The organism is Cupriavidus sp. TMH.W2, assembly GCF_050847365.1.
Classification (GTDB): Bacteria; Pseudomonadota; Gammaproteobacteria; order Burkholderiales; family Burkholderiaceae; genus Cupriavidus.
On sequence record NZ_CP193792.1, the window covers coordinates 1,849,168 to 1,874,061 of the forward strand.

Below are 24,894 nucleotides of genomic sequence, written 5' to 3' on the forward strand. Positions count from 1 at the left end.
AGACTGTCATGACTGCTCTTGTGATTGCCAATATCGTGCTGTGGATCGCCGTGCTGGCGCTCCTGCTTGGCCTCTACGCGCTGGCCCGCCAGGTCGGCATCCTCTATGAACGCGTGGCCCCGATGGGCGCGCTGGTGATCGACGCCGGCCCGCGCGTCGGCCAACCCTTGCAGCCGTTCGCGCTGCAGGACGTGCGCGGCGGCGGGGTTGCCGTCGGCGGCCAGCAGGGCACCGCCACCCTGCTGTTCTTCCTGTCGCCGACCTGTCCCATCTGCAAGAAGCTGATCCCGGTGCTGAAGTCGATCCGCGCCAGTGAAGGCAGCTGGCTGCGCATCGTGCTGGCCTCGGACGGGGAACAGCCCGAGCATCTGGCCTTCCTGCGCCAGGCTGGCCTGGGCGAATTCCAATACGTGCTGTCGAAAGAACTCGGCATGCACCTGCAGATCGGCAAGCTGCCTTACGGCGTGCTGCTCGACCAGCACGGCACCCTGCGTGCCAAGGGCCTGGTCAATTCGCGCGAGCAGCTGGAAAGCCTGTTCACCGCGATGGACCTGAACGTGGCCTCGGTGCAGCAGTTCCTGGAAACCCACGCCTGAGCGCAAGGAGACAACCGTGATGTGGTTCGACAACCTCTTCGAGCGTCAGGCGCGCCGCGCCGCCCAGCGCGTCGGCCGCCGCAGCGTGCTGGCCACCCTGGGCAAGGCCATGGTAGGCGGCATGGCGCTGCCGGTGCTGCCCTTCGACCGCAGCGCGCATGCCGCGGCCGCGCACGGCGCGCGCACCGGCAAGCCCGTTGATGAAACCTCTTGCGACTACTGGAAGTACTGTGCGGTCGACGGCTTCCTGTGCTCGTGCTGCGGCGGCAGTTCCACGACCTGCCCGCCCGGCACCGAGCCGTCGAAAGTGTCGTGGGTCGGCACCTGCCGCAACCCCGGGGACGGCAAGGATTACATGGTCAGCTACAACGATTGCTGCGGCAAAACCACCTGCGGACGCTGCGAGTGCAATACCAACGAACGCGAGCGCCCGGGCTACAAGCTCGGCGTCCACAACGACGTCAACTGGTGCATGAGCAACACCAGCACGATGTTCCACTGCACCACCTCGATCATTCTCGGAGTGCAGGAATGAAGCGCCGCCTCTGCCTTGCCGCCGCCAGCGCGGCCATGCTTTGCACCCTGCCCGCCGCTGCCGCCGACCTTGCGGCGCAGGGCAAGGACCTGTTTGCCGCCAACTGCGCGGCCTGCCACAACGCCGACGCCTCCGGCATCGCCGGGGTCGCACCGCCGCTGGCCAATGCGCTGCGCGAGCGGCTGGCCGCGCCGGCCGGGCAGTCCTATCTGGCCAACGTGCTGGTGCACGGGCTGGCCGGCCCGATCGAATCGCAGGGACAGCCATTCAACGGCGTGATGCCGCCCTTTGCCACGCTGCCGGATGCTTCATTGCTGGCGGTGATGGCATGGCTCAACACGCAGAACGGGCAGGCCGCCGCCGCCGACGGCGCCGAACTGCTGGCCAAGGCCCGCGCCGAGCGCAAGACGCCCGGCGCGGTGCGCAAGCTGCGCGAGGCACGCTGACATGGCGCGCGCCGCACTGCGCCACGCCCTGGCCTGCATCGCGGCCTGCCTTGCCGTCGGCGCGGCCCATGCCGAAGGCAAGCTGCAACGCGGCCAGGCCAGCTACATGCTGCATTGCTCCGGCTGCCATCTGCCCGATGGCTCGGGCAAGCCCGCGGCGGGCATCCCCGACATGCGCCTGAGCGTGCCGCAGTTGCTGCGCTCGCCCGCCGGCCGCGCGTTCCTGATCCAGGTGCCCGGCACCTCCGGCTCGGACCTGACCGATGCGCAGATTGCCGAGCTGATGAACTGGATGCTGCCGGCACTGGCAGCGCAGCGCGACGCCGCGCCATACACGACGCAGGAAGTGACGCGCTACCGCAATGACCGGCTTGACGATGTCGCCGCGCACCGCGCCGCGATCCTGTCCGGCCGCTGAACCGACAACACCGAAACACCGATAAACCGAGGAGACCCATGGACACCCGCACTGACCTGCTTGCCCCCGCCACCCGCGCCTTCCTGCAGCGCCCCAAACGCATGCTGATCGACGGCCAGTGGCTGGCCGCCGCCGGCGGCGCTGTCTTTGTCACCGAAGATCCGGCCACGGAAGCCGCACTGGCCGAGGTGCCCGCCGGCACGGCCGCCGATGTCGATGCCGCAGTCCAGGCCGCGCGCCGCGCCTTCGGGCAAGGCCCCTGGGCCGCGATGCGCCCGTCCGACCGCGAGCGCCTGTTGCTGCGCCTGGCCGACCTGGTCGAGGCCAATGCCGACGAGCTGGCCCAGATCGAGGCGCTCGACAACGGCAAGCCCGCCAGCGCGGCACGCGCGGTCGACGTGGCCGGCGCGGCCGGCTTCCTGCGCTATATGGCCGGCTGGGCCACCAAACTGCATGGCGAAAGCGTGGATGTGTCGGTACCGCTGGTGCGCGAGCGGGAGTTCGTCGCCTTCACGCGGCAAGAGGCCGTGGGCGTCGTCGGCGCGATCATTCCGTGGAACTTCCCGCTGCTGATGGCGGCGTGGAAGCTTGGGCCTGCGCTGGCTTGCGGCTGCACCGTGGTGCTCAAGCCGGCCGAGGAAACGCCGCTGTCGGCGCTGCGCCTGGGCGAACTGGTGATGGAAGCCGGCTACCCGGCCGGCGTGCTCAACATCGTCACCGGCGACGGCGCGCATTGCGGCGCGGCGCTGGCCGCACATCCGGGGGTAGACAAAATCGCCTTCACCGGCTCGACCGAGGTCGGCAAGCTGGTCGGCGGGGCCGCCATGCAGCGGCTGGCGCGGGTGACGCTGGAGCTGGGCGGCAAGTCGCCGGTGATCATGCTTGATGACATGTCGCCCGACGCTGCGGCGGCTGGTGCCGCGCAGGCGATCTTCTTCAACCAGGGCCAGGTATGCACGGCGGGCTCGCGGCTGTATCTGCCGCGCAGGCAGTTCGACGCCACGGTCGAGGCGCTGGCGAAGATCGCCGATGGCTTCCGGCTGGGCGCGGGCATCGAGCCGGACACGGCCATGGGACCGCTGGTGTCGGCGCGGCAGCGCCAGCGCGTGGCGAACTACGTCCAGGCCGGCGTGCAAGACGGCGCGCAACTCGTCTGCGGCGGCCCGGCAGAAATGCCACGCGGGCACTTCTTCCGCCCGACGGTGCTGGCCCGGGCGCCCGAGACCGCCAGCGTTGTGCAGGAAGAGATCTTCGGGCCGGTGGTGGTCGCGCTGCCCTACGATGAGATCGACGAGGTGGTCGCCCGCGCCAACGGCACCCCGTTCGGGCTGGCCGCGTCGGTGTGGTCGAACGACCTGTCGCGGGTACACCGGCTGGTGCCGCGCATCAAGGCAGGCACGGTCTGGGTCAATTGCCATAACCTGCTCGATAACGCCATGCCGTTCGGCGGCTTCAAGCAGTCGGGGCTCGGCCGCGAGATGGGCCGGGCGGTGTTCGACCACTATACCGAGACCAAGTCGGTAATGATCGCAGTGTGATCGCGGTTTCCTTCTTCCGACTGGAACGACCATGAAGACGACACCTTCCACCTCCACGGCCACGCCGCTGCCGGCCCGCCGCCAATGGCTGGGCCGGCTCGCCGGCACGGCACTGACCGCCGCCGCCGCGGGCTCCGCCATGTCCCGTGCGGCCGGCGCCGCGCCTGCCAGCGGGGGCGGCGGCACCGGCGACAGAGCTACCGGCGGCGCCCCCGACCCGATCGTGCTGATGCCGGCGTGGCAACTGTCGCGCGAGATCCACGCCCGCCGCATTTCGTGCCGCGAAGTGATGACCGCCTACCTGGCGCATATCGAGCGCGCCAATCCGGCTACCAATGCTATCGTCGCGCTGCGCCAACCAGACGTGCTGCTGCAGGAAGCCGCCGCCGCCGACCAGGCGCTTGCCGGCGGCAAATCGAGCGGCTGGATGCACGGCATGCCGCAGGCGCCCAAGGACCTCGCGCTGACGCGCGGCATCCGCACCACCTTCGGCTCGCCGATCTTCAAGGACAACGTTCCGGCCACCGACGCCATCATCGTCGAGCGCGTGCGCAAGGCCGGCGCCATCCTGATCGGCAAGACCAATACGCCAGAATTCGGGCTCGGCTCGCAGACCTTCAACCCCGTCTACGGCGCCACCCGCAACCCTTACGACGCCACGCGCTGCGCCGGCGGCAGCAGCGGCGGCGCGGCCGCCGCACTGGCCATGCGCTTGCTGCCGGTGGCCGACGGCAGTGACTTCGGCGGCTCGCTGCGCAATCCGGCGGGCTTCTGCAATGTGTATGGCTTCCGTCCGTCGATGGGGCGCGTGCCCTACGGCCCCACTCCGGAGGTCTTTCTCCAGCAACTCGGCTACGAAGGCCCGATGGGCCGCACCGTGGCGGATGTCGCGCTGCTGCTGGCAACACAGGCGGGCCCGGACCCGCGCACGCCGCTGGCGCTCGAGCGCGACGCCGTGCTCGCCGGCCTCACGCCGGAAAACGTGACGGCCACGCTTGGCGCCAACCTGAAGGGCAAGCGCGTGGCGTGGCTGGGCAACTGGGACGGCTACCTGCCGATGGAAGACGGCATCCTGCCGCTGTGCGAGCAGGCGCTGCAGGCATTTCCGGCTTTCGGCGTATCGGTCGAGGCGATCAGGCCGCCGTTTGACCCGCGGCGCCTGTGGAAGACCTGGCTGGTGCATCGCCACTTCCTGGTCGGCAACGGCATGCTGCCGTTCTACCGCGATCCGGCCAGGCGCGCGCTGCTCAAGCCAGAGGCGGTATGGGAGGTCGAAGGCGCGCTCAAGCTCGACGCCAGCGATATCTATGCCGCCAGCGCGGACCGCAGCGCCTGGGCGCAGGCACTGCAGCAGGTCTTTGCCAGCCATGACTTCATCGCGGTGCCGACCGCGCAGGTGTTCCCCTTCGACGTGCGCGAGCCGTGGCCCAAGACCATCGCCGGCAGGCAGATGGATACCTATCACCGCTGGATGGAAGTGGTGTTCCCGTGGACGTTGTCGGGCTGCCCGGTCATCAGCGTGCCGGTGGGCTTCGGCAGCGACGGGCTGCCGATGGGCATGCAGCTGATCGGACGCCCGCGCGATGACATGGGTGTGCTGCGCCTGGCGCGCGCCTACGAGCAGGAGCGCGACTGGGTGGGCCGCCACCTGCCGCGCGCGATGATGGCCTAGCCGCCGCGCCTGGCTCGCGGCTAGCCGATACTGCGGCGCCGTGCCAGTGTTTGCGACGGCAGTTCGCCAAAGAAAGCACGGTACTGCGCCGCGAAGCGCGGCAGGTGATGGAAGCCGAAACGCGCCGCCGCGGCCCCGACCGGTTCGACCGGGCCGGCGCGCAGCACCTGGCGCACGCCGTTCATGCGAACCGCGCGCACGAAGTCCAGCGGCGCCAGTCCGGTGACTTCATTGAAGCTGTACTGCAGCGTGCGGCGCGATACCCGCAGCTGTTCGCACAAGGCCAGGATGCTCCATCCGTGGTCGGGCGTGGCGCGCACCAGCGCATAGGCGTCGGCCACCAGCTGCCGGCGGGCGCCGGCGGTGGGCAGCGGCCCGGATGTGCGTTCGCTGTCATCGATCAGCGAAGTCGCGGCGGCCAGCAGCAAGGCATCGCGGATGGCACCTTCCACGAAGCGGTTGCTGAACACTTCTGACTCGATCGCCGCGGTCGCCAGCACAGACAGCAGCGCGGCGCGCAATTCATTGGCGACCGCCGGGCGCACCTGGCGCACCCTGGGCATGGCGTCAAGGCGGCGTGGCTCGCCGGCTGCCAGCGATACGGCACGTTGCAACGCGGGCAGTGGCACGGTCAGCCCGGTCAGGTCCAGCTCGCGCGGGGTGCGCATCGCCAGTGCCTGGCCGTTGCCGGCGCACAGCAGCGCGTGGCCGTGCATGCGGTAGCCATGGAACCAGCCGTCCTCGCACTGCGCGTGCGGCAGCGCCAGCGAGACATAGCCGCACGCCGCCTCACCCTCTTCCAGCAACGCTTGCGTGGTCTGTTCGCGGAACACATGGACATCGCCGTAGGTAACCTGTGTGACCTCGGCGCGGAACATGCCGGGCGTCAGTTGCTGGTAGCGCTGCTGCCACCCGTTCAGTTCCGCCGCGGCGGCCTGTGCCTCGTCGGCCACGACGTGGCGCAGCCCGCGCAATGCGGGCGCGTTAACGGGATGGTCGCTGGGGTCGTCGGCGGGAGGCAGTCTGGTCATGGCATGGGGGCGCGTGCCTTATGCACGGCTCGCCATTCCGCGCCCGACGTGGAGGGTTGCGTCGTGATCGGCGACCCGTTGCAGCATCGTGGCGGCGTGCGCGGCGGCACAGTTTAGCGAATAGCGCGGGCCCCGCGGAAGCGGGAGAACCCTGATGGCGCTGGGCGGTCAAGCGGCCGCCCGGATTCTTCCACATCGGACTCCCGGCTTCGCAATCAATCACCGTGTGCTCAGAAGTTCGCCTCGATGGCCATCCTCGCGCCGTCTGGCACCTCGTTCGGTATGACCCGGTGCGCAAGAATCGCATAGCCCCGTGCAGCCGCCACTTCCGTGGGATTTACCAGCCGCTTCGGGCCTCCCAGCCACGCAAAATGATCTCTGCCGTCGTCACTACGGAACCAGGCAAAGTCGCCGATGCGGTCAAGGCCTCGCTTCACCATTTTCAGCAGCGCCAGGGCTTCCTCTGAAACGCCCAGGTGCCGTCCTGTGTCATGAATGACTGTGGCCAGATGGCGGAGCTTGTTGGCCGAGATTGCCTCCCCATGCGCCGGGCCAGGTAACAGCTCGACAACCAGAATCCCCTTGTGCGCGGTGATGCGTGCATGCTGCATAGATCCTCCCAACGGAATGCCTGTCGCCTTGCGACCTCAGGCATTGAGCAAGCAAGATTGCGGCCAGGCCTTGCCGAAAGTGCGGCTTACAGCCCCTCCCATCACGTGACGACCAGGGTTGGCATGTGGGCGCGGCAACGGGGTGCGGAGCTCGACGCAGGCGGGCTTCGCCAGGCCAGGCCAGCTTGCTGACGCCGGTGCGGCGATATTGCCGCGGTGTCGGTACCGGCCCGGCACTTCGCGTGGACCGTTGGACGGCAGGCGAGAATGCCAGCGCAGTTTCACTCCGGTAGCCGGGGCCTTGCGACGTCGTGATCGCGGCGGATGCCTGACGCGATATCAGGGCTTGCCTGCGACCTTCGACACAAACTGCGCGGCAACCACAACCTTGCCCAAGTCAATACCGGTCTCAAGCCCCATGCCCTCCAGCAGCCTGAGCAGGGATTCTGTCGCCACGTTGCCGGTTGCCCCTTTGGCGTAGGGGCAGCCGCCCAGACCGGCGACTGAAGAGTGGAAGATCCGGATGCCGGCCTCGAGGCTGGCGGCGACGTTCGCCAGCGCGTGGCCATAGGTATCGTGGAAATGCCCTGACAACGATTCCGCCGGGAATTCCGTCGAGGCAGCGCGCATCACCTCCTTCACCTTCTCTGGCGTGCCTACGCCGATCGTATCCGCAATATCGATCTCGTCGCAGCCCAGTTCGCGCATGCCGCGCACCACCTCCGCCACCGCGCTGACCGGAACCTCTCCCAGGTATGGGCATCCCAATGCGCAGGACACGCTGGCACGCAGGCGCAGGCCATGCGCCTTCGCGGCCGAGGCCACCGGCGTGAAGCGAGCCATCGACTCGGCAATCGAGCAATTGATGTTCTTCTGCGAGAATGCCTCGCTCGCTGCGCCAAAGATCACGACCTCGTCGACACCCGCGGCCAGCGCGGCCTCGAGGCCCTTCATGTTCGGTGTCAGCGCCGAGTAGAGCGTCCCGGGCCGTCGCCGGATGCCGGCCATCACCTGCGCTCCGTCGGCCATCTGCGGCACCCACTTGGGCGACACGAACGACGCTGCCTCGATATTCACGAATCCGGCGCCTGAGAGCTGGTCGATCAGGGCTACCTTGATCCCGGTCGGCACCAGGATCTTTTCGTTCTGCAAGCCGTCGCGGGGACCGACCTCGACGACCTTGACGAAATCCGCGTGCATATTGCGTCTCCCTGGCAGCGTCAGGCGCTGAACGCCAGGAGTTGGGCGCCCTCTGTCACCTGCTCGCCAATGCCGTACAGCACTTCGCTGACGACGCCGTCGGCCGGCGCACAGATGGTGTGCTCCATTTTCATCGCCTCCATCACCAGCAACGGCGCGCCGCGCGTCACGGCGCTGCCGGATTCGACCATCACCGCGATGACCTTGCCCGGCATCGGCGCGGTGAGCTTGCCGCCCTCGCCTTCAGCCTCGCCGACGTGGGTCAGCGGATCGAGCCAGGTCAGTGCGATATGCCGGCAGGCATGGAAGACATGAAACTCGTCAGCTTCCGCATGCACCTGGCCATGCACGCGCCGCGTGCCAAGGTCGATGCGGATGTCGTCGGCCTGGCAGGCAGCGGTGAACGGAGCGGCCTGGTCCGCGTAGGTCAGGGTGCTGCCGCGCTCATTGGTATTCAGCACGACGTCCAGCACCTGGTCGCCGTAGGCAAACTTCAGCGTGCGCGACGCCCCGCCGTTCAGCCGCCACGCCCCGCCATGGGTCCACGGCGAATGCTGGTCGGCGGCGTCGATGCGGCGTTGCCTGGCCTCGCGGTCCAGCAGCGCCGCCACCGCCAGCGCGATGATCTCCATGCCGACCGGCGCCGGCGGCGGGAACAGGACCTGCTCGTTGCGCTCGATCAGGCCGGTATCGAGATCCGCCGTGCGGAAGGCTTCAGACGACACCAGCCGCTGCAGGAAGGCCACATTGGTCGACAGCCCCACCACGTGGTAGGCCGCCAGCGCCTGGCGCATGCGCGCGAGCGCCTCGTCGCGGTCCTTGCCCCACACGATCAGCTTGGCGATCATCGGGTCGTAGAACGGGCTGATGGTGTCGCCCTCGCGTACGCCGGCATCGATGCGGATACCCGCCGGGCCGTGCGCATCCTCGCCGCGCATGAACTGCACCGCCGGCGGCGTGCGCAGGAAGCGCAGCGTGCCGGTGGACGGCAGGAACTGCTTGTCGGGGTTTTCGGCGTAGATACGCGCTTCCAGCGCATGGCCGCCGATGCGCAGTTGCTCCTGCGTGAGCGGCAGCGCCTCGCCGGCGGCGACGCGCAGCTGCCACTCGACCAGGTCCTGCCCGGTGATCATCTCGGTGACCGGATGCTCCACCTGCAGGCGCGTGTTCATCTCCATGAAGTAGAACGAACCGTCCTGGTTGGCGATGAACTCGACCGTGCCGGCGCCGACATAGCCCACGGCCTTGGCCGCGGCAACGGCCGCTTCGCCCATCGCGCGGCGGCGCTCTTCCGTCATGCCCGGTGCCGGCGCTTCTTCCAGCACCTTCTGGTGGCGGCGCTGCACCGAGCAGTCGCGCTCGAACAGGTAGACGCAGTTGCCGTGGGTATCGGCAAAGACCTGGATCTCGATATGGCGCGGGCGCGTCAGGTACTTCTCCACCAGCACCTTGTCGTCGCCAAAGCTGGCCGACGCCTCGCGCTTGACCGAGGCCAGCGCGGCCTCGAAGCCATCGCCCGACTCGACCACGCGCATGCCCTTGCCGCCACCACCGGCGCTGGCCTTGAGCAGCACCGGGTAGCCGATGCGGTCGGCCTCGCGGCGCAGCAGCGCCGGATCCTGGTCCTCGCCGTGGTAGCCCGGCACCAGCGGCACCGCGGCCTTCTCCATCAACTGCTTGGCCACGCTCTTGCTGCCCATCGCGTGGATGGCCGAAGCGGGCGGGCCGATGAAGACCAGCCCGGCCGCGGCGCAGGCCTCGGCAAAGGCTTCGTTCTCGGACAGGAAGCCGTAGCCCGGGTGGATGGCCTGGGCACCGGTCTCCTTCGCCATCTCGATGATGTGGTCGGCGCGCAGGTAGCTGTCGCGCGCGGCCGCGCCGCCGATATGCACGGCTTCGTCGCAGAAGGCGACGTGGCGCGCATCCGCGTCGGCATCCGAGTACACCGCGACGGTACGGATGCCGAGCCGGCGGCAGGTGGCGGCCACGCGGCAGGCGATCTCGCCACGGTTTGCGATCAGGACTTTGTTGAACATGACTTCGCCTTTCGCTCCACGCTCGGGAGCGTTCGTAACAACGATTCTGGGTGGTGCCTTGGAGGCTGGCAGGCTTACATGCGGAACACGCCGAACTTCATGTCGTCGATCGGCGCATTGAGGCTGGCGGAAAGTCCCAGCCCCAGCACCGTGCGCGTCTGCGCCGGGTCGATCACGCCGTCGTCCCACAAGCGCGCGCTGGCGTAGTACGGATGCCCCTGGTGCTCATACTGGTCGCGGATCGGCTGCTTGAAGGCGTCTTCTTCCTCGGCGCTCCACTGGCCGCCCTTGCCCTCGATGCCGTCGCGGCGCACCGTGGCCAGCACGCTCGCGGCCTGCTCGCCGCCCATCACCGAGATGCGCGCATTCGGCCACATCCACAGGAAGCGCGGCGAATACGCGCGCCCGCACATGCCGTAGTTGCCCGCGCCGAACGAGCCGCCGATGATCACCGTGAACTTGGGCACCTGCGCCGTGGCCACCGCGGTCACCATCTTGGCGCCGTTGCGGGCGATGCCTTCGTTCTCGTACTTGCGGCCCACCATGAAGCCGGTGATGTTCTGCAGGAACACCAGCGGGATCTTGCGCTGGCAGCACAGCTCGATGAAGTGCGCGCCCTTGAGCGCGGACTCCGAGAACAGGATGCCGTTGTTGGCAATGATGCCGACCGGGTAGCCCCAGATGCGCGCGAAGCCGCAGACCAGCGTGGTGCCGTAGCGCGCCTTGAACTCGTCGAACTCGGAGCCGTCGACGATGCGCGCGATCACCTCGCGCACGTCGTAGGGCTTGCGCGTGTCGGTGGGGATCACGCCGTACAACTCCTGCACCGGGTACAGCGGTTCCACCGGCTCGTGCAGGCGGATCTGGTCCGGCTTGCGGCGGTTCAGGTGCTGCACGATATTGCGCGCCAGGCTCAGCGCATGGTGGTCGTTCTGCGCGAAGTAGTCGGCCACGCCGGACAGGCGGGTATGCACGTCGGCGCCGCCCAGGTCCTCGGCGCTGACTTCCTCGCCGGTGGCCGCCTTCACCAGCGGCGGGCCGCCCAGGAAGATGGTGCCCTGGTTCTTGACGATGATGGACTCGTCGCTCATCGCCGGCACATAGGCGCCGCCCGCGGTGCAGGAGCCCATCACCACCGCGATCTGCGGGATGCCCTGCCTGGACAGGTTGGCCTGGTTGTAGAAGATGCGGCCGAAGTGGTCGCGGTCGGGGAACACGTCGTCCTGGTTGGGCAGGTTGGCGCCGCCGGAATCCACCAGGTAGATGCACGGCAGGTTGTTCTCCTCGGCGATCTCCTGCGCGCGCACATGCTTCTTGACCGTCATCGGGTAGTAGGTGCCGCCCTTGACCGTGGCGTCGTTGCAGACGATCACGCATTCCTGCCCGGCCACGCGGCCGATGCCGGTGATGATGCCCGCGCCGGGCGCCGCATTGTCGTACATGTCGTACGCGGCCAGCTGCGACAGCTCCAGGAACGGCGTGCCCGGATCGAGCAGTTGCTGCACGCGCTCGCGCGGCAGCAGCTTGCCGCGCGACAGGTGCTTGTCACGGGCCGCCTCGCCGCCGCCTTCGGCCAGCTTCGCGATCCTGGCTTCCAGGTCGGCGACCAGGGCCTGCATTGCTTGCGCATTGGTCTTGAACGCTTCGGAGCGGGCGTTCAGCTTGGTTTCTATTGCCGCCATAAGGGCCTCGGGCAGTCGGTTGTTGATGGTGGTCAGTCAGCGCGCTCAGGCCGTCCTGGATTCGCCAAGGTTCAGGTCACGCATCATCTGGTCGCGCATCACGAACTTCTGCACCTTGCCGGTCACGGTCAGGGGCATCTCGTCGACAAAGCGGATATAGCGCGGGATCTTGTAGTGGGCGATCTGGTCCCGGCAGAACGATCGGATCTCGTCCTCGGTGGCGCTTTCGCCGGGCTTGAGCACGATCCACGCGCACACCTCCTCGCCATACTTCGGGTCGGGCACGCCGAACACCTGCACGGCCTGTACCTTGGGATGACGGAACAGGAATTCCTCGATCTCGCGCGGGTAGATGTTCTCGCCGCCGCGGATCAGCATGTCCTTCACGCGGCCGACGATATTGCAGTAGCCCTCGTCGTCGATGGTGGCGAGGTCGCCCGTGTGCATCCAGCCGTCGCGGATGGTCTCGGCGGTACGGGCCTCGTCGTCCCAGTAGCCCAGCATGACCGAATAGCCGCGCGTGCACAGCTCGCCCTTCTCGCCCACGGGCACGGTGGCGCCGGTGGCGTCGACGATCCTGACTTCCAGGTGCGGCTGGATGCGGCCTACGGTGGTGGTGCGCTTGTCGAGCGGATCGGTGGTGCTGCTCTGGAACGAGACCGGGCTGGTCTCGGTCATGCCGTAGGCGATGGTCACCTCGGACATATGCATCTGCGCCACCACGCGCTTCATGGTCTCGATCGGGCACGGCGAGCCGGCCATGATGCCGGTGCGCAGCGAAGAGAAGTCGTAATCGGCAAAGCGCGGGTGGTCGAGCTGCGCAATGAACATCGTCGGCACGCCGTGCAGGGCGGTGCAGCGTTCTTCGCTGACAGCTTGCATGGTGGCTTCCGGATCGAAGGCCTCGCCGGGGAATACCATCGCCGCGCCGGTCGAGACGCAGGCCAGCACCGACAGCACCATGCCGAAGCAGTGGTAGAACGGCACCGGGATGCACAGCTTGTCCTGCTCGGAGAAGCGCATCGCCATGGCGATGTAGCGCGCATTATTGACGATATTGCGATGCGTCAGCGTGGCGCCCTTGGGCGCGCCGGTGGTGCCGCTGGTGAACTGGACGTTGATCGGGTCACGGCGGTCGAGTTGCGCCGTGATGGCGTCGAGCGCCGCGCGCGCCACGCCGGCGCCGCGTGCCACCACATCCGCATAGCGGATCATGCCGGGCGTCTCATCGTCGCCCATGCGGATCACCCAGCGCAGCAACGGCAGGCGCGCGGCCTGCAACGCGCCCGGCTCGCTGGTCGCCAGTTCCGGCGCCAGCGCCTGCAACATCTCCAGGTAGCGCGAGGTCTTGAAGGCCTCGGCGGCGACGATGGCCTTGACGCCAACCTTGTTCAGCGCGTATTCAAGCTCGGCCAGCCGGTAGGCCGGATTGATATTCACCAGCACCAGCCCGAGCCGCGCCGTGGCGAACTGCGTCACCAGCCATTCGACCCGGTTGGGCGCCCAGATGCCGACGCGATCTCCCCTGACAAGCCCCAGTGCGTGCAGGCCCGACGCCAGCGCGTCGATCGCCTCGGCGAACTCCCGCCAGCTCCAGCGCACGCCGTGCTCGCGGAACACCACTGCTTCGCGCTCGGGGAAAGCGGCCACGGTCTGCGCCAGAAACGCTGGCACGGTCTGCTCGGACAGCGGGATACCGGTGTCGCCTCGCACATGCGACAGCCCGTCGATCGGCAGAATGGTGTGAAGCGGCTTTCCCTGCGTCTTCATACTTGTCTCCAAAGCTCGTGGTGTTTCGCGTCCGATATTTCTTGAGCTTAGCTCAATTTTCATGAATACCGTCGCGCCTTCAATTGGATCCGGGGTTTACCCCTAAGCGTCGCGCTGGAGCATCCATATTTACGGTTTGCTCCATTGGCTTCACAGCTGATTGATGGAAAGATATACGGCCACTGAGGAAAATTCAATAGGTAGTTGAGCATCACTCAACTGCCTACGAAAAGGAGTACCATGTCAGCACATTGAGCGCGCACGCAGCCTCGGCAGCCAGCACGCATGGCGCCGCGGCCAATCGGGCGCGGCCTATAATTCGGCGTTTCCGCCAGCTGGGCCCAGACACATGGAAGAGATCACCACCCCTCGCCGCGTACCGGCCGGCGCCAAGGCGGAACAACGCATCCGCGACATCCTGCGCGTCAGCCGCGAGGTGTTCGCCGAACTGGGCTACGAACGCACCACGACCACCGAGATTGCCCAACGCCTGGGCGTCTCCGAGGCAACGGTCTTCACCTATTTCCATGGCAAGCGTGCGCTTTGCGTGCGGGTGATCGAGGACTGGTACGACGAGATCATCGATGCCATTGAGCAAGGCATGCCCCGCGGCCAGAGCACCAGGGCGCAACTGGCGTTCTATGTGAAGACGCACCTGCAGTTGTTTCTGATCCAGGGGACAGGCCTTTGCGCCCTGGTGCTGTCGGAAGGCCGGGCCAAGGGGCCGGACCTCGGCGAGATGTTCGTACCGCTGCAACGCCGCTATACGGCCCCGCTGATGGACCTGCTGGCACGCGGCAGGGAGAACGGCGAGATTCGCGACGACCTGCCGCTGAGCCTGATGCGCTCCGCCATTCTCGGGCCGATGGAGCATATCCTTTGGGATGCGATCGCACGCGAGCGGGAAGTCGATATCGACAAGACCGCCAGCGACATGGTGGCCTTGCTGTGGCCCGCATTGCTGCCGGTGAATGTCGAGGTGGAAAAACTGCGGGCCTTCTATGGAGAAGTCGGCGCGGCGCTGAGAAAGGCCGAAGGCGCCTGACTGCCTGGCCGGCTTGAGCGGCGGACGGAAACCGATGTACCGGAGATTGCGCCATGGCCATCCAGCTTAACCACACCATCGTCTTTTCTCATGACAAGCAGGCATCCGCGGACTTCCTCTGCGAAATCCTCGGACGTCCTCCTGCCGAGCCCTTCGGGCCGTTTCTCGGTGTACGGCTCGACAACGATGTCACCCTGGACTTCATGGACGCGCACGGCGACGTGGCCCTGCAGCACTATGCCTTCCTGGTCAGCGACGCCGAGTTCGACCAGGGCTTTGCCCGCATCCGCGCACGCAACCTGACGTACTGGGCAGACCCCTACCGTCGCCGTCCCGGCGAGGTCAACACGGACGATGGCGGCCGCAGGATCTACTTCGAGGATCCAAGCAAACACTTGCTGGAAATCTTCACGAAGGCCTGAGTTGCGGGCGCCGTTGCAGTGTGCGGTTGACCAGACACTGCCGCCCCGCCATGCTCGCGCGACGTTTTGCAGCGTTTGCTGCGCTTGGTTGATGCGATTGCACCCCATAAAATGAAGTGGCGCCCTGGACCGCGGCTCAGGTTTCGGAAGGAACCCGGCATCGAATAGCCGCAAGGCGCGTGATTCATGCAGACCGCAGCCTATCCCTACCAGCCCGTGCGTGAGCGGGGCACGCTGATGTGCTTCCTGCTGGCCTTGCTCATGCACCTGCTGCTGGGCGTCCTGCTTTACTACGGCGTGCGCTGGCACAGCGCTGCACCCGAGGGGGTCGCGGCCGAATTGTGGGAACCTGTCCCCGAAGCGGCAACCCCGGAGCCGGCGGCCAGGGCAGTGCCGACACCAAAGCCGGGCGAACAGGAAGAGGCCGATATCTCGCTGCGGGAAAAGCAGCGCAAGGCCGAGCTTGCCGCGCGCGAGCCAGAGCCGGCGCGGCTGCGCGACAGCCAGGCGCGCGCCGAAGCCGCCCGCAAGGAGGATGCGCAACGCAAGGCGATGGAAGCGCAGCGCCAGGCAAGCAACGCCCAGCGCCAGGGCGAACTGGCGCGGTTGCGGGCGCAGGCGGGCGGCACCAGCGCCGCGGCCAATGCCGGGTCCGGCTCAGGCGCCTCCGCAAAAGCTTCATCCGGCTATGCCGAGCGCGTGCGGCAGCGGGTCAAGCCGAACATCATCTTCAACGAAGACGTTCCCGGCAACCCGGCGGCGGTGGTGGCCGTGAGCATGGCGCCAGACGGCTCGCTGCTGTCCACGCGCCTTGCCAAGTCAAGCGGCAATGCCGGCTGGGACAACGCCGTGCTGCGCGCGGTGCAGCGCTCTGACCCGCTGCCCCGCGACACCAACGGCGTCGCGCCTTCCAATATCCTCATCACCTTCTGGCCCAAGGACCAGGGCGGCTAGCAGGACCCCTCCCTGCGCCATGCGCCGGCATCGGCACTCCGTCTTGTTTCCGACAAGATATGAGCATATGATTCTAAAAATATATATCCTTTTAGAATAGAGTGACAATTCATGTCAACCTGAAAGGAGAATTCGCATGCATGTGCTCCCGGCCCGCCAATATCATGAATAAACAAGAACAAGCCGACGGAGCCCGTCATGCCAACCGCATCCCCTCTTACTGCCGCGCGCTCGGTCAATGCGCCTCCCCCGGTGCTGCCGGCCGCACCGCTCGACCAGCTGGCGCTGGACCTGGCCGGCATCTTCGCCAACAGCGCGCGCATGGTGGCCAGCCAGATCGCGTCACACCTGACCGACACCGACGCCCTGCTTGCCGCACTGCCGCCGGGCGCCTTGCTCGGCTCGCCGGAAACCTATACCCGGCACCTGGTCTATGGCGATCCGATGGAGCGCTTCTCCGCGATGGTGCTGGTCTGGCGCCCGGGGCAGGCGAGCCCCGTGCACGGCCATCGCACCTGGTGCGCCTACCGCGTGCTGCGCGGCACGCTGACCGAGCAGCACTACCAGTGGGATGCCGCCAGCCGGCACGCGCGCCATACCAATACCGTCATGCGCACGGCCGGCGATACCTTCAGCGTGCCAAGCGGGCTGCAGCACATCCATGCGCTGGGCAATACCAGCGACGATATCGCCGTGTCCCTGCATCTCTATGGCGTCAGCCGCGACCATATTGCTACCGGCGTGAACTTGCTGGTGCCCACCGCCAGCGCCTAGTCCGCGCGCGCAGCGCAGCGTGCGGGCGCCGCCCCACCCTAACCTGACCGCTACGCGCCATGGACCGCTACGACAAACAGATCCTTGCCATCCTGCAGGAAGACGCCACCGTGCCGGTGGCGGAGATCGGGGAGCGCGTCGGGCTGAGCTCAACGCCATGCTGGCGCCGCATCCAGAAGCTGGAAGAAGCCGGCCTGATCCGCAAGCGCGTGGCGCTGCTCGACGCCGGCAAGCTCAATGCCGGCGTCACTGTCTTTGTGGCGGTCCGGACCAGCCAGCACAACGTGAACTGGCTCAAGCAGTTCCACGGACTGGTGTCGTCAATTCCGGAAGTGACCGAGTTCTATCGCATGGCAGGCGACACCGATTACCTGCTGCGCGTGGTGGTGCCCGATATCGCCGCCTATGACCGCGTCTACAAGAAGCTGATCCAGGGGGCGGAACTGGCCGATGTCAGCTCCAGCTTTGCCATGGAGCAGATCAAGTACACCACGGCCCTGCCGCTCGACTATGCATGAGGCGTCACTCGCGCTGTCTCCGGGCCGGCGGCCAGCCCAGCGCGACTAGCAATTTCCGCCATTTCGGCGCATTTTTTCGCCTTAAAAACGCAAAATCCGCCCTCCGGGTCATTTTGTTGCCCGGCGATCACTGCCCTCCGACCTGCTGCGACGCATCAATGGCTGTAGAATATGCGGCCCCTATTCAAACGGTCGCGGCGTCCGGTTTTGTCCCTCGCCCCACCGAGACCCCCCGCGAGCCTTGACAGCAGGTCCGAAAACGCACGCCATCGTGCGCACTGCCGTCGAAACGCGATGCACGAAGGAAACCGTAGTAGATGACAAGCGGCGCACAACGAACGGCAGCCAAAACACGAGCAGCAGCGGCCAAAGACATTGGCCAGACCAACCCGGCGCCGACGGCGCAGACTGATCCCGCGGCGGAAGCCACGGCGCGCAGCCAGCAACTGCGCGCCCTGATCCAGCTGGGCAGGCAGCGCGGCTACCTGACCCACGCGGATATCAGCGACCACCTGCCGGAAAACTTCACCGACACGGCGGCGATGGAAAGCATCGTCAGCACGTTCGCCGAGATGGGCGTGAAGATCTATGAGCAGACGCCGGATGCCGAGACCCTCCTGCTGAGCGACGGCCCGGTGGTGGCCTCGGACGAGCAGGCCGAAGAAGAGGCCGAGGTGGCGCTGGCCACCGTGGACTCCGAGTTCGGCCGGACCACCGACCCGGTGCGCATGTACATGCGCGAGATGAGCTCGGCCACGCTGCTTACCCGCAAGCAGGAAGTCGAGATCGCCAAGCGGATCGAGGATGGCCTGAACAATATGGTGCATGCCATCTCGGCCTGCCCGTTCACCGTCGCCGCCATTCTCGAGCTGTCGGCCAAGGTCGCCAGCAATGAAATCAGCATCGACGACTTGGTCGACGGCCTGAGCGACGAGAGCAGTGCCGAGCCCGTCGCCGCGGCGGCCGCTGACGAGGCCGACGACACCATCGACAGCGCCGACGAGGCCGATGACGACGCCGACGACGCCGCGGATGAAGGCAGCAGCCAGCAGAGCGCCGAAGCCGACCTGGCCAGGCTGCGCGACGAATGCATGAAGCGCTTTGCGCGCGTCGCCGAGCAGTTCGAGCGCATGCGCCAGGAAAGCGAAGCCGGCGGCACGGCGTCGGCAGCCTTCCTGGCCACGCGCGATGCGGTGCGCGAGGAACTGCGCACGATCCGGTTCACCGCGCGAACCATCGAGCGCCTGTGCGCCAATGTCCAGGCCATGGTCGACGAGGTCCGCGTGGTCGAGCGCCAGGTGGTCCAGCTGCTGGTCGAGCGCTGCGGGATGGAGCGTGAGGACGTCGTCGCCCGCTTCCCCGGCAATGAAACCAACCTCGCCTGGGGCCAGGATCTTGTCGCCGAATCGCGCCCGTACAGCGCGGCGGTCGCGCGCGCGCTGCCGGACCTTGAGGCGCATCAGCAAAAGCTGATCGACATCCAGGCGCGCGCCGCCCTGTCGCTGCCCGAACTGAAGACCGTCAACCGCAAGATGCTGGCCGCCGAGCGGCAGATGCGCCAGGCCAAGCATGAGATGACGCAGGCCAACCTGCGCCTGGTGATCTCGATTGCCAAGAAGTACACCAACCGCGGGATGCAGTTCCTGGACCTGATCCAGGAGGGCAACATCGGCCTGATGAAGGCGGTCGACAAGTTCGAGTATCGCCGCGGCTGGAAATTCTCGACCTACGCCACGTGGTGGGTCCGCCAGGCCGTCACGCGCGCGATCGCCGACCAGGCCCGGACCATCCGGGTGCCGGTGCATATGATCGAGCAGATCAACAAGCTCAATCGCCTGTCGCGCGAGATCATGCAGCAGACCGGCAAGGAACCCGATCCGGCGGTGCTGGCCGAGCGCCTGGACATGACCGAGGACAAGGTCCGCTCGATCATGAAGATCGCGAAAGAGCCGGTGTCGATGGAAACCCCGGTCGGCGAGGATGGCGATACCAGCCTGGGCGACATGATTGCCGACTCGGACACGGCCACGCCGGCCGACGCCGCGCTGCAGGCCGGCCTGCGTGCCGTGGTGCGCGAGATGCTCGATGAGCTCTCGCCGCGCGAAGCCAAGGTGCTGCGCATGCGTTTTGGCATCGACATGTCGACCGACTACACGCTGGAGGAAGTCGGCAAGCAGTTCGATGTCACGCGCGAGCGGATTCGCCAGATCGAAAGCAAGGCCATGAAGAAGCTGCGGCATCCCAGCCGCGCGGATCAACTGATCACCTACCTGCGTGACGCGTGATACTTGCCGGCAATACCAGATTGGCCGACTGACACAGCGCAGACAGGGTAATGCTGTTCAATTAGGGCTCGTCGTTCCCGCGCAGGCGGGAATGACGGTAGTGGGACACCTTAACTGAACGGCGTTGCAGCGCAGACAGGAGCTTTTGGATGACTGACTCGAACCTATCTTTCTTCGGCAGGGTCTCGCTTGCCGTGGGCACCTTCTTCGCCATCCTTGGCAACCGCGAACTCGCGGCCGGTATCAAGCGCCTGCGTGACGGTGAGGGATTCGTCCCGGCGCCGGCGCCCGCCCCCGCGCCGGTGGCTGAAGCTGCCGCACCCGCGCTGAAGGAAGCCAGCCCGGTGGCGGCCCTTCAGTTGCTGGGATTGCTCCAGCGCGGCGCGCGCTTTGTCGACTTCGTCGAGGAAGACATCGCGCGCTATGCCGACGCCGAGATCGGCGCCGCCGCCCGCCTGGTGCACGATGGCTGCCGCGCGGTGCTGCGCGAGCATTTCACCATCCGGCCGGTGCGCGAGGAAGCCGAGGGCAGCCGCGTGACGCTGGCCGACGGCTTTGACGCCAGCGCCATCCGCCTGACCGGCAACGTGGTCGGCAACGCGCCGTTCCATGGCAGCATCAGCCACCGCGGCTGGAAGGTCGCGGAAGTGCGCCTGCCGCGCGTGGCCGAGCGCCATGACGCCACGGTGATTGCCCCCGCCGAGGTGGAGCTATGAGCGACGCACGCTATGCCATCGGCATCGACCTGGGCACCACCCACAGCGCGGTTTCCTATGTCGACCTGGCCGCCAGCGATGGCGAGAAGACCAGCCAGCGCGTCCTGCCCATCACGCAGCTGACCGCGCCCGGGGCCGTCGAAGACCTCGACCTGCTGCCCTCCTTCCTGTACCTGCCCCACGCCAGCGAACTGGCCCCGGGCGACCTGCGGCTGCCGTGGAACGCCGAGCGCGACTTCGCGGTGGGCGAACTGGCGCGCAGCCGCGGCGCGGCCACGCCGATCCGCCTGGTATCCAGCGCCAAGAGCTGGCTGTGCCATCCCGGCGTCGACCGCCGTGCGCCGATCCTGCCCAACGACGCGCCGCCCGAGGTGACGCGCGTGTCGCCGCTGGAAGCCTCGGTGCGCTACCTGACCCACCTGCGCGAAGCCTGGGACCAGGCCCACCCCGAAGCGCCGTTCGGCGAGCAGGACGTCACCGTGACGATTCCGGCCTCGTTCGACCCGGCCGCGCGCGAACTGACGGCCGAGGCCGCCGCCGCGGCTGGCTATGCCCGCATGACCCTGCTCGAGGAACCCCAGGCAGCGCTCTATAGCTGGATCCAGAACAGCGGCGGCCAGTGGCGCAAGCAGGTGAAGGTCGGCGACGTCATCCTGGTGGTTGACGTCGGCGGCGGCACCACCGACCTGTCGCTGATCGCCGTGATCGAGCGCGAGGGCAACCTTGAACTGCATCGGATCGCGGTCGGCGACCATATCCTGCTCGGCGGCGACAACATGGACCTGGCCCTGGCCCACGTGGTGGCCCGCAAGCTGGCCGCCCAGGGCACGCAGGCCGACCCGTGGCAACTGCGCGCGCTGACCTATGCCTGCCGCGCCGCCAAGGAAACCCTGCTGACCGACCCGGCCACCGACACCGTGCCGCTGGTCGTGCCCAGCCGCGGCTCCAAGCTGATTGGCGGCTCGATCCGCACGGACCTGACCCGCGCCGAGCTGACCCAGACCATCCTGGAAGGTTTCTTCCCGCAAGTCGAGGCCTCGGCCCGCCCGGTGAGCCGGGCCCGCGCCGGCCTGACCCAGCTGGGCCTGCCCTATGCGCAGGATGCCGCCGTCACGCGGCACCTGGCCGCGTTTCTGGGCCGCCAGGTGGCGGCACTGGCCGAAGTCGAAGGCCTGCAAGGCGTACAGCCGGAAGGCGCGACCTTCCTGCACCCGAGCGCCGTCCTGTTCAATGGCGGCGTATTCAAGTCGGGCCTGCTGGCGGAGCGCTTCCTGCAGACGCTCAACGGCTGGCTGGCCGCGGAAGGCGCGGCCCCGGCCCGCCTGCTTGACGGCGCCGAGCTGGACCTGGCCGTGGCACGCGGCGCCGCCTATTACGGCTACGTGCGGCGCGGCAAGGGGGTGCGGATTCGTGGCGGCACCGCGCGCTCGTACTATATCGCCGTGGAATCGTCGATGCCGGCCGTGCCTGGCTTCGAACCGCCGATCCAGGCCCTGTGCGTGGCGCCGTTCGGCATGGAAGAAGGCACCGAGGCCGAACTGCCGCCGCAGGAATTCGGCCTGGTGGTGGGCGAACCCGTGCACTTCCGTTTCTTTGGTTCGTCGGTGCGCCGCCAGGACCAGGTCGGCACCCTGCTGGACTATTGGGGGCCGGAGGAACTGCAGGAACTGGAAGAAATCCAGGCAACCCTGCCCGCCGAAGGCCGCAACGCGGGCGAAGTGGTACCGGTCAGGCTGCATGCGCGGGTGACCGAGGCCGGCACGCTGGAACTCGAAGCCGTGCCCCGCGGCAGCGCCGAGCGCTGGAAGGTCGAGTTCGACGTGCGCGGCAACGCCGATGCCTGAAGCCCCGAAACCGGCGACGAAGCAATATGTCGTCGGCATTGACCTGGGCACCAGCAACACGGTCGTCGCCTATGCGAAGGCCGGTTCCGACGATATCCGCGTCTTCGATATCGACCAGCTGGTCAGCCCGGGCGAGGTCGCGGCCCGCCCCCTGCTGCCCTCGGTGCGCTACCACGCGGCGCCGGGCGAGCTCAGCGGTGATGACCTGCAGCTGCCCTGGCAATCCGCCGCCAGCGCGGCCGCGCGCCGGACCGTGTTCGGCCGCCTGGCCGCGACGCTCGGCGCGCAGGTACCGGGGCGCCTAGTGGCCAGCGCAAAGAGCTGGCTGTCGCATGCCTCGGTCGACCGCACCGCGCCCATCCTGCCGTGGGGCGGCGACGACGACCTCGACAAGATCTCGCCGGTGGTCGCCAGCGCCAGCTACCTGGGCTATGTGTGCGCGGCATGGAACCACCGCTTTCCCGATGCCAGGCTCGAGGACCAGGACGTGGTCCTCACCGTGCCCGCCTCGTTCGACGAAGGCGCGCGTGCGCTGACGCTGGAGGCCGCACGCCTGGCCGGGCTGCCCGCACTGCGCCTGCTCGAGGAGCCGCAGGCCGCGCTCTACGACTGGCTGTTCCACCATCGCCGGACCCTGGACACGGACCTGGCGCAAACCCGCCTGGTGCTGATCTGCGACGTGGGCGGCGGCACCACCGACCTCACCCTGATCCGGGTGGAGATGCAGGACGGCCAGCCGCAGCTGACCCGCATCGGCGTGGGCAACCACCTGATGCTCGGCGGCGACAACATGGACCTGGGCCTGGCGCACCTGGTCGAAGCGCGCCTGGGCTCCGGCGGGCCGGTGCAGGCCCGGCTGTCGGCGGCCAGCCTGTCGCAGCTGGTCGCACGCTGCCGCGCCGCCAAGGAGCAGCTGCTGAGCGCGCAGGCACCGGACTCGGTCACGGTGACGCTGCTGGGCGCGGGCTCGAAACTGATCGGCGGCGCAAGGTCGGTGGAAGTGACGCGGCAGGAAGTCGAACAGCTTGTCGTCGACGGCTTCTTCCCCAAGGTGCCGGCCAGCGAGAGGCCCGGCCGCGCGCGCGGGGCCATTGTCGAATTCGGCCTGCCATATGCATCCGACCCTGCCGTCACCCGGCACGTTGCCGCCTTCCTGGGCCAGCACGCCGCGCAGTCGCGGGCGGCACTGGATGCGCCACCCGCGCAGGATGACGCGCTGCCGGTGCCTGACACCCTGTTGCTCAACGGCGGCGTGTTCCGCGCGCAAGCCCTGGCCGGCCGCATCGCCGATACGCTGGGCAGCTGGCGCGGCGCGCCGCTGCAGGTCCTGCACAATGCCGATCCCGACATCGCCGTGGCACGCGGCGCGGTCGCGTATGCGCGGGCGCGTGCCGGCCAGGCGCCGCGCATCGGCGGCGGCTCGCCGCGCAGCTATTTCCTGGTGCTCGAGGATGGGGCGTCGGGGCCGCAAGGGATCTGCCTGCTGCCACGGGGCACCGAAGAAGGCCATGAGATCCACCTCAGCGATCGCACCTTTGCCCTGCGGCTTGGGCATCCCGTGCAGTTCCACCTGGTTTCCTCCGTCGCCGATACGGCCTATCAGCCGGGCCAGCTGACCGACCTGTCGACGGGCGACTTCGTCCGCCTGCCGCCCATCGCCACCGTGGTGCAGCCGCGCGGCGCCAGCGGCCCGCGCGAAACGCCGGTGCAGATCACCACCTCGCTGACCGAGGTCGGCACGCTGGAAGTCCACTGCATCGACATTGAAGATGCCGCGCAGCGATGGCGCCTTGAGTTCCAGCTGCGCGGCAACGACGCCCCGGCAGCGGCGCCCGCGGCGGACACGGCGCACCCGTCCCTGCCCCAGGCCCTGGAGGCGATCGACCGCACCTTCGGCGCGCGCTCGCAGGACGTCGGCCCCAAGGAGGTCAAGCGCCTGCGCGCGCAGCTGGAGCAGCTGCTGGGCGCGCGCGAGCAGTGGGACAGCGCCCTGCTGCGTGAGCTCTTCGGCGCCTTCTGGGAGCGCGCCCGGCGGCGGCGGCGCACTGCCGACCATGAACGCCTGTGGCTGAACCTGGCGGGCTACTGCGTGCGCCCGGGCTTCGGCTATCCGCTCGACGAATGGCGCGTGGAACAGCTCTGGTCGCAGTACGACCAGGGCATCCAGTACGTCAACGAAAGCCAGAACTGGTCGGAGTGGTGGACGCTGTGGCGGCGCGCGGCGGGCGGCCTGGACGAGAGCGCCCAGCTGCGCCTGCTGGAAGACATGGCCTTCTACCTGCAGCCACCAGGCAGCGCCCGCTACAAGAAGCCTGCCGGGCCCACCCGGGGCGGGTATGCCGACATGGTGCGCCTGGCCGGCTCGCTGGAGCGCATTCCCGCCGACGCCAAGATCGAGCTGGCCGAATGGCTGCTGACCCGGCTGCGCAAGCCATCGGAAAACAACCAGGGCTGGTGGGCCGTGGGCCGCATCGGCGCGCGCCGGCCGTTCTACGGCAGCGCGCACAGCGTCGTGCCGGCCGGGACCGCCGCGCGCTGGGTGGACGCCATCCTTGCGCTCGACTGGAAAAAGGTCGAGCCGGCCGCGTTCGCCGCCGTGCAGATCGCGCGCATGACCGGCGACCGCACCCGGGACCTGCCTGACGACGCCCGGGCCAGCGTCGTGCGCCGCCTGGAAGCGGCCAACGCGCCGCAAAGCTGGATTGCGATGGTGCGCGAAGTCGTGGAACTGAATGCCGCCGACGAAGGGCGGGTATTTGGGGAGGCGCTGCCCGCCGGCCTCAAGCTGATCGCTGGGTAGC

Annotated in this window: 21 protein-coding genes; 15 read left to right on the forward strand and 6 right to left on the reverse strand. The window is 67.9% G+C overall.

Translation table 11 applies throughout. The features are described 5' to 3' along the window. Positions 1-8: 8 nt before the first annotated feature. The 6 genes from mauD to ACREYQ_RS08515 all read left to right on the forward strand — a co-directional run bounded on the left by mauD (position 9) and on the right by ACREYQ_RS08515 (position 5,205). Positions 9-596, forward strand: a complete 588-nt coding sequence (mauD, locus tag ACREYQ_RS08490; RefSeq protein WP_432260282.1) for a methylamine dehydrogenase accessory protein MauD — start codon at positions 9-11, stop codon at positions 594-596. A gap of 19 nt (positions 597-615) precedes the next feature. Further along, entirely contained in the window at positions 616-1,131 is a 516-nt protein-coding gene (locus ACREYQ_RS08495) for a methylamine dehydrogenase light chain (protein ID WP_432260384.1), read from the forward strand. Further along, positions 1,128-1,577, forward strand: a complete 450-nt coding sequence (locus ACREYQ_RS08500; protein ID WP_432260283.1) for a c-type cytochrome — start codon at positions 1,128-1,130, stop codon at positions 1,575-1,577. Before ACREYQ_RS08495 ends, ACREYQ_RS08500 begins: the two co-directional genes overlap by 4 nt. Position 1,578: 1 nt before the next feature. Further along, the gene (locus tag ACREYQ_RS08505; RefSeq protein WP_432260284.1) at positions 1,579-1,995 is read left to right on the forward strand and encodes a c-type cytochrome; all 417 of its coding nucleotides are present in this window, start codon (positions 1,579-1,581) and stop codon (positions 1,993-1,995) included. A 38-nt stretch (positions 1,996-2,033) separates the two neighbouring features. Then, a complete protein-coding gene (locus ACREYQ_RS08510; protein ID WP_432260285.1) occupies positions 2,034-3,533 on the forward strand; it encodes an aldehyde dehydrogenase family protein in 1,500 nt (499 codons plus the stop codon). Between the two features lie 229 nt (positions 3,534-3,762). Further along, positions 3,763-5,205 carry an amidase gene (locus ACREYQ_RS08515; RefSeq protein ID WP_432260385.1) on the forward strand — a complete coding sequence of 481 codons (1,443 nt, stop codon included), beginning with the start codon at positions 3,763-3,765 and terminating at the stop codon, positions 5,203-5,205. Between the two features lie 20 nt (positions 5,206-5,225). Here ACREYQ_RS08515 and ACREYQ_RS08520 read toward each other — a convergent pair whose 3' ends face one another. From ACREYQ_RS08520 to ACREYQ_RS08545, 6 genes are all read right to left on the reverse strand, one after another. Further along, on the reverse strand, positions 5,226-6,236 hold the full coding sequence (locus tag ACREYQ_RS08520; RefSeq protein WP_432260286.1) for a helix-turn-helix domain-containing protein: 1,011 nt from the start codon (positions 6,234-6,236) through the stop codon (positions 5,226-5,228). A 230-nt stretch (positions 6,237-6,466) separates the two neighbouring features. Continuing rightward, positions 6,467-6,847 (reverse strand): hypothetical protein, encoded by a 381-nt coding sequence (locus tag ACREYQ_RS08525; RefSeq protein WP_432260287.1) that lies wholly within the window; start codon positions 6,845-6,847, stop codon positions 6,467-6,469. Between the two features lie 339 nt (positions 6,848-7,186). Continuing rightward, entirely contained in the window at positions 7,187-8,047 is an 861-nt protein-coding gene (locus ACREYQ_RS08530) for a hydroxymethylglutaryl-CoA lyase (RefSeq protein WP_432260288.1), read from the reverse strand. Between the two features lie 20 nt (positions 8,048-8,067). After that, positions 8,068-10,083 (reverse strand): acetyl-CoA carboxylase biotin carboxylase subunit, encoded by a 2,016-nt coding sequence (locus ACREYQ_RS08535; RefSeq protein WP_432260289.1) that lies wholly within the window; start codon positions 10,081-10,083, stop codon positions 8,068-8,070. Between the two features lie 74 nt (positions 10,084-10,157). Continuing rightward, on the reverse strand, positions 10,158-11,765 hold the full coding sequence (locus tag ACREYQ_RS08540; protein WP_432260290.1) for a carboxyl transferase domain-containing protein: 1,608 nt from the start codon (positions 11,763-11,765) through the stop codon (positions 10,158-10,160). Between the two features lie 45 nt (positions 11,766-11,810). Further along, positions 11,811-13,535: an AMP-binding protein gene (locus tag ACREYQ_RS08545; RefSeq protein WP_432260291.1), complete on the reverse strand. Its 1,725-nt coding sequence runs from the start codon at positions 13,533-13,535 to the stop codon at positions 11,811-11,813. Positions 13,536-13,884: 349 nt separating this feature from the next. Between ACREYQ_RS08545 and ACREYQ_RS08550 the strand changes: the two genes are divergently transcribed. From ACREYQ_RS08550 to ACREYQ_RS08590, 9 genes are all read left to right on the forward strand, one after another. Then, positions 13,885-14,580: a TetR/AcrR family transcriptional regulator gene (locus tag ACREYQ_RS08550; protein WP_432260292.1), complete on the forward strand. Its 696-nt coding sequence runs from the start codon at positions 13,885-13,887 to the stop codon at positions 14,578-14,580. A gap of 53 nt (positions 14,581-14,633) precedes the next feature. Continuing rightward, positions 14,634-15,002: a VOC family protein gene (locus ACREYQ_RS08555; RefSeq protein WP_432260293.1), complete on the forward strand. Its 369-nt coding sequence runs from the start codon at positions 14,634-14,636 to the stop codon at positions 15,000-15,002. Positions 15,003-15,188: 186 nt separating this feature from the next. Further along, the gene (gene tolA / locus ACREYQ_RS08560) at positions 15,189-15,956 is read left to right on the forward strand and encodes a cell envelope integrity protein TolA (protein ID WP_432260294.1); all 768 of its coding nucleotides are present in this window, start codon (positions 15,189-15,191) and stop codon (positions 15,954-15,956) included. 198 nt (positions 15,957-16,154) lie between these two features. Beyond that, positions 16,155-16,730, forward strand: a complete 576-nt coding sequence (locus ACREYQ_RS08565; protein ID WP_432260295.1) for a cysteine dioxygenase — start codon at positions 16,155-16,157, stop codon at positions 16,728-16,730. 59 nt (positions 16,731-16,789) lie between these two features. Continuing rightward, a complete protein-coding gene (locus tag ACREYQ_RS08570; RefSeq protein WP_432260296.1) occupies positions 16,790-17,248 on the forward strand; it encodes an Lrp/AsnC family transcriptional regulator in 459 nt (152 codons plus the stop codon). Positions 17,249-17,565: 317 nt separating this feature from the next. Continuing rightward, positions 17,566-19,533, forward strand: a complete 1,968-nt coding sequence (rpoD, locus tag ACREYQ_RS08575; RefSeq protein ID WP_432260297.1) for an RNA polymerase sigma factor RpoD — start codon at positions 17,566-17,568, stop codon at positions 19,531-19,533. A gap of 149 nt (positions 19,534-19,682) precedes the next feature. After that, positions 19,683-20,249 (forward strand): DUF2760 domain-containing protein, encoded by a 567-nt coding sequence (locus tag ACREYQ_RS08580; RefSeq protein WP_432260298.1) that lies wholly within the window; start codon positions 19,683-19,685, stop codon positions 20,247-20,249. After that, a complete protein-coding gene (locus ACREYQ_RS08585) occupies positions 20,246-22,093 on the forward strand; it encodes an Hsp70 family protein (protein WP_432260299.1) in 1,848 nt (615 codons plus the stop codon). Before ACREYQ_RS08580 ends, ACREYQ_RS08585 begins: the two co-directional genes overlap by 4 nt. Next, positions 22,086-24,893, forward strand: a complete 2,808-nt coding sequence (locus ACREYQ_RS08590) for an Hsp70 family protein (RefSeq protein WP_432260300.1) — start codon at positions 22,086-22,088, stop codon at positions 24,891-24,893. The genes ACREYQ_RS08585 and ACREYQ_RS08590 overlap by 8 nt, the downstream gene beginning before the upstream one ends. The last annotated feature ends 1 nt before the right edge of the window (position 24,894 follow it).

Bases quoted from the DNA above. Each gene is read 5' to 3' on its own strand.
- ACREYQ_RS08590 (WP_432260300.1), top strand. From the start codon at position 22,086: ATGCCTGAAGCCCCGAAACCGGCGACGAAGCAATATGTCGTCGGCATT.
- ACREYQ_RS08545 (WP_432260291.1), bottom strand. From the start codon at position 13,535: ATGAAGACGCAGGGAAAGCCGCTTCACACCATTCTGCCGATCGACGGG.
- ACREYQ_RS08525 (WP_432260287.1), bottom strand. From the start codon at position 6,847: ATGCAGCATGCACGCATCACCGCGCACAAGGGGATTCTGGTTGTCGAG.
- ACREYQ_RS08500 (WP_432260283.1), top strand. From the start codon at position 1,128: ATGAAGCGCCGCCTCTGCCTTGCCGCCGCCAGCGCGGCCATGCTTTGC.
- mauD (WP_432260282.1), top strand. From the start codon at position 9: ATGACTGCTCTTGTGATTGCCAATATCGTGCTGTGGATCGCCGTGCTG.
- rpoD (WP_432260297.1), top strand. From the start codon at position 17,566: ATGACAAGCGGCGCACAACGAACGGCAGCCAAAACACGAGCAGCAGCG.
- ACREYQ_RS08505 (WP_432260284.1), top strand. From the start codon at position 1,579: ATGGCGCGCGCCGCACTGCGCCACGCCCTGGCCTGCATCGCGGCCTGC.
- ACREYQ_RS08540 (WP_432260290.1), bottom strand. From the start codon at position 11,765: ATGGCGGCAATAGAAACCAAGCTGAACGCCCGCTCCGAAGCGTTCAAG.
- ACREYQ_RS08580 (WP_432260298.1), top strand. From the start codon at position 19,683: ATGACTGACTCGAACCTATCTTTCTTCGGCAGGGTCTCGCTTGCCGTG.
- ACREYQ_RS08565 (WP_432260295.1), top strand. From the start codon at position 16,155: ATGCCAACCGCATCCCCTCTTACTGCCGCGCGCTCGGTCAATGCGCCT.
- ACREYQ_RS08555 (WP_432260293.1), top strand. From the start codon at position 14,634: ATGGCCATCCAGCTTAACCACACCATCGTCTTTTCTCATGACAAGCAG.
- ACREYQ_RS08515 (WP_432260385.1), top strand. From the start codon at position 3,763: ATGCCGGCGTGGCAACTGTCGCGCGAGATCCACGCCCGCCGCATTTCG.
- ACREYQ_RS08550 (WP_432260292.1), top strand. From the start codon at position 13,885: ATGGAAGAGATCACCACCCCTCGCCGCGTACCGGCCGGCGCCAAGGCG.
- tolA (WP_432260294.1), top strand. From the start codon at position 15,189: ATGCAGACCGCAGCCTATCCCTACCAGCCCGTGCGTGAGCGGGGCACG.
- ACREYQ_RS08520 (WP_432260286.1), bottom strand. From the start codon at position 6,236: ATGACCAGACTGCCTCCCGCCGACGACCCCAGCGACCATCCCGTTAAC.
- ACREYQ_RS08510 (WP_432260285.1), top strand. From the start codon at position 2,034: ATGGACACCCGCACTGACCTGCTTGCCCCCGCCACCCGCGCCTTCCTG.
- ACREYQ_RS08495 (WP_432260384.1), top strand. From the start codon at position 616: ATGTGGTTCGACAACCTCTTCGAGCGTCAGGCGCGCCGCGCCGCCCAG.
- ACREYQ_RS08535 (WP_432260289.1), bottom strand. From the start codon at position 10,083: ATGTTCAACAAAGTCCTGATCGCAAACCGTGGCGAGATCGCCTGCCGC.
- ACREYQ_RS08585 (WP_432260299.1), top strand. From the start codon at position 20,246: ATGAGCGACGCACGCTATGCCATCGGCATCGACCTGGGCACCACCCAC.
- ACREYQ_RS08530 (WP_432260288.1), bottom strand. From the start codon at position 8,047: ATGCACGCGGATTTCGTCAAGGTCGTCGAGGTCGGTCCCCGCGACGGC.
- ACREYQ_RS08570 (WP_432260296.1), top strand. From the start codon at position 16,790: ATGGACCGCTACGACAAACAGATCCTTGCCATCCTGCAGGAAGACGCC.